The 15200-nt window shown below is 64.2% G+C and carries 10 protein-coding genes; 5 read left to right on the plus strand and 5 right to left on the minus strand.

The features are described 5' to 3' along the window. Positions 1 to 18: 18 nt before the first annotated feature. From NLM27_RS20355 to NLM27_RS20365, 3 genes are all read left to right on the plus strand, one after another. Positions 19 to 399 carry a VOC family protein gene (locus tag NLM27_RS20355; protein WP_254145006.1) on the plus strand — a complete coding sequence of 127 codons (381 nt, stop codon included), beginning with the start codon at positions 19 to 21 and terminating at the stop codon, positions 397 to 399. A gap of 322 nt (positions 400 to 721) precedes the next feature. Beyond that, on the plus strand, positions 722 to 1999 hold the full coding sequence (locus NLM27_RS20360; protein WP_008550086.1) for an acyl-CoA dehydrogenase family protein: 1278 nt from the start codon (positions 722 to 724) through the stop codon (positions 1997 to 1999). A gap of 112 nt (positions 2000 to 2111) precedes the next feature. Beyond that, positions 2112 to 2729, plus strand: coding sequence for a flavin reductase family protein (locus tag NLM27_RS20365; RefSeq protein ID WP_254145007.1), 618 nt, complete (start codon positions 2112 to 2114; stop codon positions 2727 to 2729). 165 nt (positions 2730 to 2894) lie between these two features. Here NLM27_RS20365 and yghU read toward each other — a convergent pair whose 3' ends face one another. Continuing rightward, a complete protein-coding gene (gene yghU / locus NLM27_RS20370; protein WP_254145008.1) occupies positions 2895 to 3770 on the minus strand; it encodes a glutathione-dependent disulfide-bond oxidoreductase in 876 nt (291 codons plus the stop codon). Between the two features lie 248 nt (positions 3771 to 4018). After that, entirely contained in the window at positions 4019 to 5677 is a 1659-nt protein-coding gene (locus NLM27_RS20375; RefSeq protein ID WP_254145009.1) for an NAD(P)/FAD-dependent oxidoreductase, read from the minus strand. A 247-nt stretch (positions 5678 to 5924) separates the two neighbouring features. On the opposite strand from NLM27_RS20375, the gene NLM27_RS20380 reads away from it, so the two are divergent. Both NLM27_RS20380 and NLM27_RS20385 read left to right on the plus strand, forming a co-directional pair. Further along, complete coding sequence (locus NLM27_RS20380; protein WP_254145010.1) at positions 5925 to 7058, plus strand: nitronate monooxygenase; 1134 nt, start codon at positions 5925 to 5927, stop codon at positions 7056 to 7058. Positions 7059 to 7174: 116 nt separating this feature from the next. Then, positions 7175 to 8692, plus strand: coding sequence for an acetyl-CoA acetyltransferase (locus NLM27_RS20385; RefSeq protein WP_254145011.1), 1518 nt, complete (start codon positions 7175 to 7177; stop codon positions 8690 to 8692). Positions 8693 to 8798: 106 nt separating this feature from the next. On the opposite strand, the gene NLM27_RS20390 is transcribed toward NLM27_RS20385, so the two are convergent. The 3 genes from NLM27_RS20390 to NLM27_RS20400 form a co-directional block, all read right to left on the minus strand. Further along, positions 8799 to 10001, minus strand: a complete 1203-nt coding sequence (locus tag NLM27_RS20390; RefSeq protein WP_254145012.1) for an efflux RND transporter periplasmic adaptor subunit — start codon at positions 9999 to 10001, stop codon at positions 8799 to 8801. Further along, complete coding sequence (locus NLM27_RS20395; protein ID WP_254145013.1) at positions 9988 to 13167, minus strand: efflux RND transporter permease subunit; 3180 nt, start codon at positions 13165 to 13167, stop codon at positions 9988 to 9990. The genes NLM27_RS20390 and NLM27_RS20395 overlap by 14 nt, the downstream gene beginning before the upstream one ends. Positions 13168 to 13417: 250 nt before the next feature. After that, complete coding sequence (locus NLM27_RS20400) at positions 13418 to 15109, minus strand: methyl-accepting chemotaxis protein (RefSeq protein WP_254145014.1); 1692 nt, start codon at positions 15107 to 15109, stop codon at positions 13418 to 13420. Positions 15110 to 15200 lie beyond the last annotated feature (91 nt).

Below are 15200 nucleotides of genomic sequence, written 5' to 3' on the forward strand. Positions count from 1 at the left end.
CTCTGAGGGAACGGGCAAATGTTTTCACACGTCATGATCGGCACCAACGACCTCGACAAAGCCAAGGCGTTCTACGACACGCTGCTCGGCACACTCGAGGTGCGTCCGGCCAGGGTCGACGGCCATCGCATCTTCTACATCACCAAGACCGGCGTGTTCTCGGTGTCGAAGCCGATCAACGGCGAACCGGCGAGCTGCGCGAATGGCGGCACCATCGGCTTTGCCTGCAACTCGCCCGAACAGGTCGACGCCTGGCACGCGGCCGGCGTCGCCGCCGGTGGCAAGCCGATCGAGAATCCGCCCGGCATCCGCCAGGGCCCAGGAGGCCAGCTCTATCTCGCTTATTTGCGCGACCTCGACGGCAACAAGATTTGCGCGATGCATCGGATGGCGAACTGATCCGGCAACTACATGCACGGTGTCGTCCCCGCGCAAGCGGGGACCCATAACCACAGGGAGCGGTTATGGCGCGAGCTGGCAACTACGAATCTTCATCAAACATCTCCCTGTGGTTATGGGTCCCGGATCTGCGCTCCGCTTCGCTGCGCTTGTCCGGGACGACACTTGGAGAGAGTCCCAACCCCCGTTCAAACAACATTTCAAACGCCTTCGCGAAATTCCATCGCATGGCATGCCTCGCGTGAGAAAATACGCGCTCGCACTTTGGCGGCGCTGCGACTATTCTCCCGGCCAACATGGTCTCAGCGTCCCGGGAGGAACAATGACAAAACACACCTACATTCCCCGCACCACCAACTACACCCTCAATCCCGGCGACGAGCTCAACGACCTCAGGATGTCGGACCAGGTTCGGCCGCTCTATGATCACGTCAAGAAGTTCATCCGCGACACCGTCGAGCCGATGTCGATCGAGTTCGCCAAAGCCGGCGAAGGCAAGGAGGATCGCTGGAGCTTTACGCCGAAGCAACTCGAGGTGCTCGAGGTCGCCAAGAACAAGGCCAAGAAGGAAGGCCTCTGGAATTTCTTCCTGCCCGACGACGAGACCGGCCAGGGCCTGAAGAATCTCGACTACGCCTATATCGCCTCCGAGCTCGGCAAGAGCCCGCTGGCCTCGGAGAGCATGAACTGCTCGGCGCCCGACACCGGCAACATGGAGGTGCTGGAGCGCGTCGGCACCAAGGAGCAGAAGGAGAAGTGGCTGAAGCCGCTGCTCAACGGCGAGATCCGCTCGGCCTATGTCATGACCGAGCCGAACGTCGCCTCCTCCGACGCCAAGAACATCTCGACGACCGCAAAGCTGGTCGGCGACGAATGGGTCATCAACGGCGAGAAATATTACATCTCCGGAGTCGGTGATCCCCGCTGCAAGATCCTCATCGTCATGGTGAAGACCAATCCGGATGCGGCGCCGAGCAAGCAGCAGTCGCAGATCCTGGTGCCGCGCGATACTCCGGGCGTCGAGGTGCTCGGTCCGATGTACGTGTTCGGCCAGGACCACGCTCCGCGCGGCCACATGCACATGCGCTTCAACAATGTCCGCGTTCCCAAGGAGAACATGCTGCTCGGTGAAGGCCGCGGCTTCGAGATCTCGCAGCTCCGCCTCGGACCCGGCCGCATCCATCACTGCATGCGCACCATCGGCAAGGCCGAGAAGGCGCTCGATTTGATGGTGCAGCGTGGCCTCACCCGCGAGGCCTTCGGCAAGAAAATCGCCCATCTCGGCGGCAACATGCAGATCATCGCGCAGGCGCGCTGCGAGATCGAGGCGATGCGGCTGATGGTGCTGAAGGCGGCGAAGGCGATGGACGTGCTCGGCAACAAAGAGGCCCGCGTCTGGGTCTCCATGGTCAAGGCCATGGTGCCGGAGCGCGCCTGCAAGATCATCGACCAGGCGATCCAGATGCATGGCGCCACCGGCATCTCGCACTGGACTCCGCTCGCCGAGATGTACCAGGACGTGCGCCATCTGCGCTTTGCTGACGGTCCGGACGAGGTGCACTGGATGGTGGTCGGCCGGCACGAGCTGAGCATGGCTTGATCTCAAGTCGTCATGCGCGGGCTTGACCCGCGCATCCATCGAAGAGAACATTTCTTCAGGATTGATGGATTGCCGGGTCAAGCCCGGCAATGACGACTTGCCAGGAGCCACCATGGACTACGCCGCCAGCGACCTGACGCCACGCGAGCGCTACAAGGTGCTGACGTCTTTCATATTGCCGCGGCCGATCGCGTGGGTGACCTCGGTCGGGCCGACCGGCATCGTCAACGCCGCCCCGTTCAGCTTCTTCAACGCCTTCTGCGAGGATCCGCCACTCTGCATGTTCGCGGCAAACCGCAAGCCGAACGGTCAGGACAAGGACACGTTTCTCAATATCCAGCGAACCGGCGAATTCGTGGTCAATCTCGCCGATGAACCGCTGGCAAGGGCCATGCACGAGAGCAGCGGCGATTTTCCGCCCGACATCGGCGAACCCGACCATCTCGGCCTGAAGCTAGCGCCCTCGACCAGGATCGCCGTGCCACGACTGGCCGACACGCCCTGGGCGATGGAGTGCAAGCTCTGGAAATTGATCGACGTCAACGACGATCGTCGCCTGATCATGGGCGAAGGCATCCACTTCCACATCCGCGACGAACTCTGGGATCCCGAGACGATGCGGGTCCACATGGAGCGCTATCACCCGATCGGCCGCATGTTCGCCGACCGCTACTGCCGCACGGATGACCGCGTGGTGTTTCCGGCGGCGGAAGGTGTGAAGGGGAAGTAGTGAGCGCCGCGACAAAAGTGCGCTCCCTCGCCCCGTTCTTACGGGGAGAGGGTTGGGGTGAGGGGCTCTCTCCACACGTTCGGTTGCCGAAGGACCTGTGCCCCCTCACCCGGATCGCAAGAGCGATCCGACCTCTCCCCGCAAGCGGGGAGAGGTGAAGAGACCTCACGTCGCCGGCGCGAGCTTGTCCTGCGTCTTGGTTTCGAAATCGCTGGCGTCGTGGCGCTCATGGAGCTGGCTTGCGGGATCGCCGGAGACGCGGTTGACCATGCGGCCGCGCTTCACAGCCGGGCGCTTGGCGATCTGGTCGGTCCAGCGCTGCACGTTCTTGTAGTCCTGCACCGAGAGGAATTCGCCGGCGCCGTAGACCAGCCCCTTGGCGAGCGCGCCGTACCAGGGCCACACCGCCATGTCGGCGATGGTGTACTCGTTGCCCGCAAGATATTCGTTGTCGGCGAGCCGCCGGTCGAGAACGTCGAGCTGGCGCTTGACCTCCATCGCGAAGCGATCGATGGCGTATTCAATCTTGAACGGCGCATAGGCGTAGAAATGACCAAAGCCGCCGCCGAGATAGGGCGCGCTGCCCATCTGCCAGAACAGCCAGGACATGGCCTCGGTGCGGGTCTTGATGTCCTTCGGCAGGAAGGCGCCGAACTTCTCGCCGAGATAGAACAGGATCGAGCCGGATTCGAACACCCTGACAGGCTCGGGCCCGGAGCGGTCCAGCAGCGCCGGAATCTTGGAATTCGGATTGATGTCGACAAAGCCGCTGCCGAACTGGTCGCCATTGCCGATCCTGATCAGCCAGGCGTCATATTCCGCGCCCTTGTGGCCGAGCGCCAGCAGTTCCTCCAGCATTACCGTGACCTTCACCCCATTCGGCGTCGCCAGCGAATAGAGCTGGAAGGGATGCTTTCCGACCGGCAGCTCCTTGTCGTGAGTGGGGCCGGCGATCGGGCGGTTGATGCTGGCGAACTGCCCGCCATTCTCCTTGTTCCAGGTCCAGACTTTGGGCGGCACGTAGGCGGGGGTATCGGTCATGCGAGGGGCTCCGGCGGAAAGATGCGCCTGCATTAATTAGCCCCCGAACGGCCGATGGCAAGGGCGCCGAAATGCATTACCGAGCTGGGCAACTCCACGTTTTGTCATGGCAGCCCTTCCCCGGCGTCATTCCCGGGGCGCCCGCAGGGCGAGCCCGGAATCCATCAGACGTCATGAATGCTCGGAGAAATGGATTCCGCGCTCGCCGCTCCGCGACGCCCCGGAATGACGGGTCGAAAGAGCCGGGCTCAAAACGCGGCCGCAGTCAGCCCCTGCTCGGCCCGCTCCATCACGAACCCCTCATATCCATTCGCCGCGACCTCGTCGCAGATCCGCCTGTAGACGCCGACACCGCCGATATAGGGCATGAAGATGCGCGGCTTGCCGGGGACGTTGGCGCCCATGTACCAGGAATTGGCCTGCGGATAGAGCGTGCCGTGCGCGACCTCGTTGACATGGGCGACCCATTTCTCCTCGGCCTCCCTGTCCGCCTCCATCGCGGCAACGCCCTGCTTGCGCATGTGGACGAGGCAATCGGCGATCCAGTCAACGTGCTGCTCGATCGACACGATCATATTCGAGAGCACTGAGGGGCTGCCGGGGCCGGTGATGATGAAGAGGTTCGGAAAGCCCGCGCTCATCAGCCCGAGATAGGTCTTTGGCCCCTCCGCCCATTTCTGGTTCAGCGTCTGCCCGCCTCGGCCGCTGATGTCGATCTTCGCGACCGATCCGGTCATGGCGTCAAAGCCCGTCGCCATCACCAATGCGTCGACCTCATGGTCGCTGCCGGCAACGCGCACGGCATTCGCCGTGATCTCTTCGATCGGATTGGCCTTGATGTCGACCAGCGACACGTTGGACCGGTTGAAGGTCGCGAAATAATCGGTGTCGATGCAGATGCGCTTGGTGCCGATCGGATGGCTGTTCGGCTGGAGCAATTTTGCCGTTGCCGAATCCTTGACGATCTCGGTGATCTTGCCGCGCACGTAGTTGGCAGCCGTATCATTCGCTGCCCGATCCAGACTGAGATTGTTGTAGACGTACATGAACGTGAGCCCGCCGCGGTCCCAACGCGCCTTGAACTTGGCGCGCCTGGTATCCTCGCTGTCATCAAGCGCGCCACGATCGGGCTGCTCGGCATAAATGCCGTTGCGCGAGACCTCACGGGCGAAGCGGCGGATCTCTGGATAATTCTCTCGAAATGCGTCGCGCTCCTCGTTCGTCAGCGCGGCATTGCGGGCTGGAATCGAGAAATTCGCGGTGCGCTGAAACACCGTGAGATGTTTGGCCTGCGCGGCGATGATGGGCGCCGACTGGATACCGGATGATCCCGTTCCGATCAGGCCGACGCGCAAGCCGGTGAAGTCGACGTCGTCGTGCGGCCAGTTGCCGGTGTGGTAGACGGGGCCTTTGAAATCATCGAGCCCCTTGATGTCGGGCTTGCGCGCGTTGGAGAGGCAGCCGGTGGCGAGCACGACGAACTGCGCTTGAACCGTCTTGCCGTCGGAGGTCGTCACCGACCAGCGCTTTGCGCGCTCCGCGAACACGGCGCGCTCGACGCGGGTGTCGAACTGGATATCGCGGCGCAGATCGAAAAGATCGGCGACGTGATTGGCGTATTTCAGGATCTCCGGCTGCGGCGCGTAGCGTTCGCTCCAGTCCCATTCCTGCTCGAGCTCTTCGGAGAACGAGTAGGAATATTGCATGCTCTCGACGTCGCAGCGCGCGCCGGGATAGCGGTTCCAGTACCACGTGCCGCCGACGCCGCCGCCCTGCTCGTAGACGCGGGCTGAGAAACCAAGCCCGCGCAGCCGATGCAGCATGTACATGCCGGCAAAGCCCGCGCCGACGACGACCACGTCGTAGGCTTCGGTGGCGCGGGCCGGGCTCGATTGCGCTGACGACATCGGTTGGCGCTCCCTCGTTGTTCTGTTGTTATGAGCAGCATTCGCTGGCCGTCGCAAAAGCGCAAGAGGCTTATCGAAGTCCTCTGCCCTGCTTATTTTGCGCGACGGAATAGCTCCGCGCGTTGCGCGACGCCTGCACGCAAGATGCTCCGTCGAATCCGGCATGGCATCGCGATCGACGATCGGCTAGCGTCGTCTCGCTTCGCCACGAAGATAACGAGAACGCGAAGGCCACCGGGAGAGAGCCATGAAATCGCCGATCTGCGACATGCTGGGAATCGAGTTCCCGCTGCTCGCCTTCAGCCATTGCCGCGACGTCGTCGCCGCCGTCAGCCGCGCCGGCGGCTTCGGCGTGCTGGGCGCCACCGTGCACACGCCAGATACGCTCGAACGCGAGCTGAAGTGGATCGACGATCACGTCGATGGCAAGCCCTACGGCATCGACGTGCTGATCCCCGAGAACATCTCGACCGCGGGCGAGAAGGACGTCACCTGGAAGAGCCTGGAAGCGCGCGTCCCGCAGGAGCATCGCAACTACACCCGCGATCTCCTGAAGAAGTACGACATCGAGCTCACCACCACGGAGGTCGCCGACGACCAGCCGCAGCCGTTCGACGGGAAGACGGCACTGGAGCTGCTCAAGGTCTCCTTCAATCATCCAATCCGCCTGATCGCCAATGCATTGGGCGTGCCGCCGAAGGCGATGATCGAGATGGGCAAGAAACACGGCGTCCCCGTCGCGGCGCTCGTCGGTGCCAAGGAGCACGCGCTGCGCCAGGTCGCGGCCGGCGTCGATATCCTCGTCGTGCAGGGCACCGAGGCCGGCGGCCATTGCGGCGAGGTCTCGACCATGGTGCTGGTGCCGGAAGTGATCAAGGCGATCAGGAATATCCGTGACGTGCCGGTGCTGGCGGCCGGCGGCATCATGACGGGGCGGCAGATGGCGGCCTGCATGGCCATGGGCGCGGCCGGCGCCTGGACCGGCTCGGTGTGGCTCGCGACCGTCGAAGCCGAGACGACGGAGATCTTTCGCGAGAAGATGATCGCGGCGTCCTCGCGCGACGCCGTGCGCTCGAAGGGGCGCACGGGAAAACCCGCGCGGCAGCTTCGCTCGGTCTGGACCGATGCCTGGGACCGCGCGCCGGACAGCCCGGGCGCGCTGCCGATGCCGCTGCAAAGCATCATCAGCCGTGACGCCTTCAATTCGATCGACCGCGCGGCCGCGGGCGGCAACGCGAGGGCGCGCGATCTCGTCAGCTATTTCGTCGGCCAGGGCGTCGGACTGATCGACAGCGTGAAGTCCGCGGGCGCCGTGGTGCAGGAGTTCAAGGAAGAGTTCGCCGAAGCCGTCGACCACATGAATGCGCTGGTGGCGGAGTAGTCGCCACACCGTCATTGCGAGCGCAGCGAAGCAATCCAGACTGCCGCCGCGGAGACTTTTCTGGATTGCTTCGCTGCGCTCGCAATGATGAAACAACAGACATCGTGAATTGAAGCATGACAGATAAGAACAAAATCTCACCAGACCGCATTCCCGTCATCGTCGGCATCGGCGAGATCGTCGACCGCCCCAAGGAGATCACCGAGGGCCTGGAGCCGCTCGATCTGCTCGAACAGGCGCTGCGGCGCGCAGAACAAGATGCCGGCGCACAGCTGCTTGTTGAAGTGCAGTCGCTCGACGTCGTCAACTTCCTGAGCTGGCGCTACCGCGATCCGGAGAAGCTTCTGGCGCAACGCCTCGGCATCTCGCCCGGGCATTGCTATTACGGCCCGGTCGGCGGCGAGAGCCCGATCCGCTACATCCACGAGGCCGCAAAGCGCATCGCCCGCGGCGAGTGCAGCGTAGCCGCAGTCTGCGGCGCCGAGGCGCAGTCGACCGCAACCAAGGCGGAACGCACTGGCGCGAAGCTGCCATGGACGCCGTTCGCCCATGACGTCGAGGAGCCCAAGCGCGGCGCGGCGTTCCAGAAACCGCTGGCGGTGAAGCTCGGCGTGTTTCGTCCCGTCACCGTCTATCCGTTCTATGAGGCGGCCTCCTCGGCACATTGGGGCCAGACGCCGCGCGAGGCGATGACGGAATCAGGCACGCTGTGGTCGCGCTATTCCGAAGTCGCCGCGCAAAATCCCAATGCCTGGCTGAAGCGGCGCTACGCCCCTGAGGAGATCACGACGCCGACCGCGGACAACCGCTTGATCGCCTGGCCCTACAACAAGCTCATGGTGGCCAATCCCAGCGTCAACATGGGCGGGGCGCTGCTGCTCACCAGCCTCGCCAAGGCCCGCTCGGCCGGCATTGCCGAGGACAAGCTGGTCTATCCGCTCGGCGGCGCTTCGGCGGAGGAGCCGCGCGACTATCTCCTGCGCGACCAATTCTATGAGAGCCATCCACAGAACGCCGTGCTGAAGGCGGTGATGGATCTCGCCGGCGGCGACGGCAGACAATTCGACGCGATCGAGCTCTACAGCTGTTTTCCCTGCGTGCCCAAGATGGCACGGCGGACGCTGGGCTTAGGTGCCGATGTGCAGCCGACCGTGACCGGTGGCCTCACGTTCTTCGGCGCGCCGCTCAATACCTATATGACGCATGCGGCTTGCGCGATGGCGCGGCGTGTGCGGGGCGGCGCCCGGCTCGGCCTGCTCTACGGCCAGGGCGGCTTCGTCACCAAGCACCACGCGCTGGTGGTGTCGAAGGCACCGCCGCGCGAGGCGCTGGCGCAGGAAACGAGCGTGCAAGAAGAGGCCGACCGCAACAAGCGCGCGGTGCCGGAGTTTGTGACGGAGGCGGCCGGCAAGGGCAAGGTCGAGAGCTTTACCGTGCTCTACGGCCGCAGCGGCGATGCCGAGCACGGCGTGGTGATGCTTCGCACCCAAGACGACCGGCGCACGCTGGCACGGATTCCAGCGAGCGATAGCGCGACGTTGGCGCATCTGCTCGACATGAACCGCACGCCGGTGGGTTCGCTTGGCGAGATCACGATGGCTGCGGATGGCGTGCCGGAGTGGCGGGTGGCGTAGATCTCGTAGGGTGGGCAAAGCGGAGCGTGCCCACCATCTCATCTCGATCGCGGAAGGAATGGTGGGCACGGCGCGAGAGCGCCTTTGCCCACCCTACGAGACCATTCTAGCTCCTCGGCGCCTGCTTCTCCGACGCCGTTGCCGGCTTGCCCTTGGCGCCGGCGCCGACGACGCGGACCGCATCTCCATCGGAGAGGCCATCCGGCGGTGCCGTGATGACGCGATCATCCGCTGCGATCCCGGAGGCCAGCTCGATCTCGCGGCCGAGGTCGCGGGCGATGGTCACGGTCTTGAACAGCACCTTGTCGTCCGGGCCGACGGTGGCGACACGCAGGCCGCTGCTGTTGAAGATCAGGGCGCTGGCGGGGATGCTGAGCGGCGCGGCGTCGCGCTGGAGGTTCAGCTTCACGCTTGCATAGCCGCCGGGCATCAGTTCTCCGCTCGAATTGTCGAGCCCGAGCTGCATCCGCGTGGTCCCCGAGGCGACGTCGACGGCCTGCGAAGAGGCCTCCACCGTCGCCTGGAAGGTCCGGTTCGGATACTCCGGCAGCGCAATGGTGGCCTTGGCGCCGATCTTGATCGCCGGCACGTAGTTCTGGGGCACGTTGACATAGACGCGCAGCTTGGTGATGTCGGACACCACGAACATCGCCGGCCCCGAACCGCCGCCGGCGTTGATCAGCGCGCCGACGTCGGTATCGCGCGCGGTGACGACGCCGTCGAACGGCGCGGTGATCTTCTTGTATCCGGCCAGCGCCTCCAGCCGCTCGACATTGGCCTGCCCCGAGCGAACCGCCGCGTTCTTGTTGGAGAGATCGGCGGTGCGTTCGTCGATCTCCTGCGCGGAGACGAAGTTGGAGGCGACCAGCGTCTTGCGCCGGTTCAGCGTTGCTTCCGACAGCCTCGCACTGGCCTGCTGGCTGGCGAGGTCGGCGCGCGCCTGAAGCAGCTGCTGGTCGAGGTCCGGCGCCTCGATCTCGGCGATCACCTGACCGGCCTTGACGCGCGCCCCGATGTCGGCGCTCCAGTTTTTGAGATAGCCGGGGACGCGGGCGAAGATCGGAGCACGATAGTAGGCTTCGAGACGGCCCGGCAGGTCGATGGTGGCGTTGAGGGCCTTGGCATTGGGCAGGGTCACCGCGACGCTGGGAACGGCCTGATCATCGGTCCATTCCTTCAGCTTGGAGCCCTGCTCCTCGCGGGCGCGGATGCCGGTGCCGACGACGAGGCCTGCCGCAATCAGCGCCACCACGCCGAAAATGCCCAGTTTCCGGTACGACACCGGGGAGCGGGGTTCAGTGGGCGACATGCGGGGTCTCCAATGGGGCGGCGGCCTTGGCGCCTTGTTTCTTGTGTACCATACTGAACACCACGGGAACAAACATCAACGTGGCGAAGGTTGCAAAGATCAGGCCGCCGATCACGGCGCGGCCGAGTGGCGCATTCTGCTCGCCGCCCTCGCCCAGCCCCAGCGCCATCGGCCCCATGCCGATGATCATGGCGAGCGCGGTCATCAGGACGGGACGGAACCGGACGAAGCCGGCCTCGAGCGCGGCGGCAACGGGATCGCCGAGCTCTTCGTAGCGCTCGCGGGCGAAGGAGATCACGAGCACGCTGTTGGCGGTGGCGACGCCCATGCACATGATGGCGCCGGTCAGCGCCGGCACCGACAGCGTCGTCTCGGTCATGAACAGCATCCAGACGATGCCCGCGAGCGCGGCCGGCAGCGCGGTAATGATCACAAACGGATCGGACCAGGACTGGAAGTTCACGACGATCAGGAAGTAGATCAATACGACGGCCCCCAGCAGGCCGAACAACAGGCCGGTAAAGGCACTGTTCATGGTCTGCACCTGGCCGAGCAGCACCACGGACGAACCCTTCGGCACCTCCTTGGCGGTATCGGCGATCACCTGGCGAATGTCGGCGGCGACCGCGCCGAGATCGCGGCCCGAGGTCGTGGCAAAGATCTGCACCATCGACTGAATGTCGTATTGCGACACCACCGCGCTCGAGGTCGAGCGCTTGATGTCGGCAATGCCGCCGAGGATCGGCGACTGCGCATTGCCGGCGGCTGTAATTGGCAGCGTCTGCAGCGCGCTGAGCGAGTCGATCTGGTATTGCGGCGTCTGCATCACGATTGAGTAGGACACGCCGTTGTCGGGGTTAAGATAGTAGGTCGGCGCCACCTGCGAAGAACCGGCGAGGTTGACCACGAGGCTATTGGTCACGTCACGCTCGGTCAGGCCGACATACTGCGCGCGGGTGCGGTCGACATCGATGTTGAAGGTCGGATTGTTCGGCGACTGCTGGATACGTGCATCGGCAACGCCGGGAATCTTGCGGACCTTGGCCAGCAGATTGTTGGCGTAAGCGAAGTTGGCGCTGAGATTAGCGCCCCGGATCTGCAGGTCGATGGGCGCAGGCGCGCCGAAATTCAGGATCTGGCTGACGATGTCGGCCGGCAGGAACGCGAAGCTGACGCCGGGGAACAGCCGCGGCAGCTGCTCGCGCAGCACCTTCACGTGCTCTTCCGTCGGCTTGTGGCCTTCCCTCAGCTTGATCTGGATGTCGCCGTCCTGCGGGCCGATCACGCCGGTGTTGTTGTAGGTCATGTTGATGCCGGAGATCGGCATGCCGATGTTGTCCGTCATGGTCTCGATCTCGCCCGGTATCAGCTTGCGGACCGCTTTCTGCACGTCGGCGAGCTGATTGGCGGTCTCCTCGACACGGGTGCCGACCTGGGTGCGGACATGCATCAGGATGTTGCCGGCATCGACGGCGGGGAAGAAGTTGCGGCCAAGGAACGGCACCAGCGCGAAGGACGCGCCGACGACGCAGAGGAAGCCGATCACAAACACGGCACGGTGCGCCAGCGCCAGACCAAGAAGGCCGCGATAACCACCGCGGATGCGCTCGAACCGCGCTTCGAAGCCGCGCTGGAACCAGACAAAAGGATTGCGCGATTTCGGCGGCCCGCCTTCGTGATGGACATGCGCGTGCAGCAGATAGTTTGCCATGGTCGGCACCAACGTGCGCGACAGAATGAACGACCAGATCATCGCGAACATCACGGCTTCCGCCATCGGCACGAACAGGAAGCGCGCGACGCCGGTGAGGAAGAACATCGGCACGAACACGATGCAGATACAGAGCAGCGAGACGAAGGCCGGCGTCACGATCTGGTTGGCGCCGTCGAGGATGGACTGCTCGACCGGCTTGCCCTGCTCCAGATGATAGTTGATGTTCTCGATCGTCACCGTGGCATCGTCGACGAGGATGCCGACCGCAAGCGCGAGGCCACCGAGCGTCATGATGTTCAGCGTCTCGCCGATCGCCGACAGCATGATGATGGCGCCGAGCACGGAGAGAGGGATCGACACCGCGATGATGATGGTCGAGCGCCAGCTGCCGAGGAAGAGGAGGATCATGACGCTGGTGAGCAGCGCCGCGATCACGCCCTCGACGGCGACGCCCTGGATCGCGCCGCGGACGAACACCGACTGGTCGCCGATGAAGCCGATCTTCAGCGCGTCGGGCAGCTGATCCTTGACGTCGATGACCTTCTGCTTGATGCCGGCGATGATATCGAGCGTCGAGGTCGCGCCCGCCTTCAGCACCATCATCAGCACCGAGCGGTTGCCGTCGACATGGACGATGTTGGTCTGAGGCGGATTGCCGTCACGCACGGTCGCGACGTCGCGGACGTACACCATGGCACCATTGACGGTTTTGATCGGCAGATTGCCGAGCTCGTCGATCCTCAGCGGCGAGTTGTTGAGCTGGATGTTGTATTCAAACTGGCCGATCTTCTGGGTGCCGACCGGCGTGATCAGGTTCTGGGCAGCCAGCGCATTGGCGACGTCCTGGCCCGAGAGGCCCCGGGCCTGGAGCGCGGTCGGACTGAGGTCGATCTGAACCTGGCGCTGCTTGCCGCCGAACGGATACGGGATCGCCGCGCCGGGCACGGTCACCAGAGGCGTACGAAGCTGGTTGATGCCGATATCGGCGAGATTCTGCTCGGTGAGCCCCTCACCCGACAGCGCGACTTGAATGATCGGCACGGTGGAAGCCGAGTAGTTCAGGATCAGGGGCGGCGTTGCGCCCGGCGGCATCTGCTTGAGCAGCGTCTGCGAGATCGCGGTCACCTGGGCGTTGGCGGTCCGGATGTCGACGTTCGGCTGAAAGAAGATCTTGATGATCCCAAAGCCGTTATACGAATTGGCGGTGATGTGCTCGATGTCGTTGACCGTCGTCGTCAGCGCGCGCTGGAACGGCGTGGTGATGCGGCCGGACATCTGGTCCGGCGGCAGGCCGGTGTACTGCCAGACCACGCCGATCACGGGAATGCGGATATCCGGGAAGATGTCGGTGGGCGTCCGCAGCGCCGCGAGCGGTCCGATGATCAGCAGCAGCAATGCGAGCACGACGAACGAATAGGGCCGGCTCAGGGCAATACGGACCAGAGCAATCATGCGCCAGGCAAATCCAGGTCAAACGAGGAAACGGAATCTGCCCCCACGGCGATCCCCATCTCCCTTTACCTGAGCACCGCCGGAAACGCTAACCTCCGGCGGCTTGCCGGCATTCACTTCCCTGCTACCGCACTGCGAAATCTACATCACAGCCATGCGGCCCGCCGAACCCAGGCGACATCATGTTACCAGCCAAACAAAACGAGCGGCGCCTTCGGCGCCGCTCGTCGATAAACGGGTCACGCCAGGGTTACGCCGCGCGCACATTGGTCAGGAATTTGCTGACCTCGGTCTTCAGCCGGCTCGAGTCGTTCGACAGCATCTGCGCCGCCGACAGCACCTGCGAGGAGGCCGTGCCGGTCTCGGTCGCGCCGCGCTGCACGTCGGTGATGTTGGAGGAGACCTGCTGAGTGCCCTGCGCCGCCTGCTGCACGTTGCGGGCGATCTCCTGCGTCGCTGCACCCTGCTCTTCCACCGCGGCTGCGATGGCCGAGGAGATCTCCGACAGACGCTCGATGGTCGAGGATATCTCCTTGATGGCGCCGACCGAGTCATTGGTCGCAGCCTGGATGCCGGAGATCTGCTGACCGATCTCGCCGGTCGCCTTGGCGGTCTGCTCGGCAAGCGCCTTCACCTCGGAGGCCACCACGGCGAAGCCGCGGCCGGCCTCGCCGGCGCGCGCCGCCTCGATGGTCGCGTTCAGCGCCAACAGGTTGGTCTGGCCGGCGATAGTGTTGATGAGCTCGACGACGTCACCGATGCGGGATGCCGCCTTGGAGAGTTCGCTGACGCGCTCGGTGGTGGCGCGCGCCTGGCCGACGGCATCGCCCGCCATCCGCGCCGATTCCTGAACCTGACGGCTGATCTCGCCAACCGACGACGCCATCTCCTCCGTCGCCGAGGCCACGGACTGCACGTTGGTCGAGGCTTCCTCCGAGGCTCCGGCCACGCTGGTCGCCAGCCTCTGGGAGCGGTCGGCCGTCGACGTCAGCGTCGAGGCGGAAGCTTCGAGCTGGGTCGAGGCCGACGATACGGTCTGGACGATCTCGCCGATCATCGTTTCGAACTCATGGGTGATGTTGTCGACGCGGCGGCCGCGCTCGATCTTGGCTTCGGCATCCGCAGCAGCAGCCTCGTCGGCGGCCCTCTTGGCGATCAGCGCCTCTTTGAAGATCTGGAGCACGTCGGCCATCGCGCCGATCTCCGTCTTCTCGCCGCGATGCGGGACTTCGGCGGAGAGGTCGCCCTTGCCCAGCGCCTGCATCGGCTGGGTGATCGAGTTGATGCCGGCGGAGACGTCCTGGACCAGATAGAAGCTCACGCCCACGCCGACGACGACGGCGGCGCCAAGGATGATCGAGACCAGCATGAACGCATAGAAATAGCTGTCGGCGGCATCCTGGGCAGCCTGGTCGCCGCCCTTGGTGTTGAGCTCGATGTCCTTCATCAGGACCTCATCCGACGCAAGGCCGATCTTGTTGACCGTCTTGGTGTTCAGCTCCTGTGCGTCATGCGGGATCTTGCCGGCCTCCTTGCGCGACAGCGCCATGACGTCTTCGGTGCCCTTCCTGTAGTCGTCCCAGAGCTTGGCCCATTCGTTGTACAGCCTGCGTTCCTCCGGAGAGGTGATCATCTGCTCGTAGTTCTTGCGGGCCTTGGCAAGCGCCTCCATCACGATGCCGGCGGTCTTCTCGTTGGCGAGCTTGTCTTCCATGGTCTCGGCCAGCATGTGCTGGCGGACCACGTTCCGGTAGGTGATCACGCTCGCACGTATCTCGCCGAGCACCCGCACGCTGGGCAGCCAGCTCGTGGTGATGTCTGTCGTGTTGGCGTTCATCGACCGCATCTTCATGACGGCGAGCAGGCCCATGCCGGTCATCGCGACCAGCAGGAACGCCACGACGCTGATGATTTTGGCGCGGATGGAGATGGTAGCGAGCATAATCAAGTCTCTTTGCTGGCGCGGCGCGCGTCCGGAATTTCTACGAATCAACCAAAGGGAGCAGCGCCGACATCCAACACCAGAGCACCTG

Origin of the sequence: Bradyrhizobium sp. CCGB12 (assembly GCF_024199845.1) — a bacterium.
Lineage (GTDB): Bacteria > Pseudomonadota > Alphaproteobacteria > Rhizobiales > Xanthobacteraceae > Bradyrhizobium.

Coding starts and splice junctions, on each gene's coding strand:
- NLM27_RS20375 (WP_254145009.1), bottom strand. CDS start 5,677: ATGTCGTCAGCGCAATCGAGCCCGGCCCGCGCCACCGAAGCCTACGAC.
- NLM27_RS20395 (WP_254145013.1), bottom strand. CDS start 13,167: ATGATTGCTCTGGTCCGTATTGCCCTGAGCCGGCCCTATTCGTTCGTC.
- NLM27_RS20355 (WP_254145006.1), top strand. CDS start 19: ATGTTTTCACACGTCATGATCGGCACCAACGACCTCGACAAAGCCAAG.
- NLM27_RS20390 (WP_254145012.1), bottom strand. CDS start 10,001: ATGTCGCCCACTGAACCCCGCTCCCCGGTGTCGTACCGGAAACTGGGC.
- NLM27_RS20385 (WP_254145011.1), top strand. CDS start 7,175: ATGACAGATAAGAACAAAATCTCACCAGACCGCATTCCCGTCATCGTC.
- NLM27_RS20380 (WP_254145010.1), top strand. CDS start 5,925: ATGAAATCGCCGATCTGCGACATGCTGGGAATCGAGTTCCCGCTGCTC.
- NLM27_RS20360 (WP_008550086.1), top strand. CDS start 722: ATGACAAAACACACCTACATTCCCCGCACCACCAACTACACCCTCAAT.
- yghU (WP_254145008.1), bottom strand. CDS start 3,770: ATGACCGATACCCCCGCCTACGTGCCGCCCAAAGTCTGGACCTGGAAC.
- NLM27_RS20365 (WP_254145007.1), top strand. CDS start 2,112: ATGGACTACGCCGCCAGCGACCTGACGCCACGCGAGCGCTACAAGGTG.
- NLM27_RS20400 (WP_254145014.1), bottom strand. CDS start 15,109: ATGCTCGCTACCATCTCCATCCGCGCCAAAATCATCAGCGTCGTGGCG.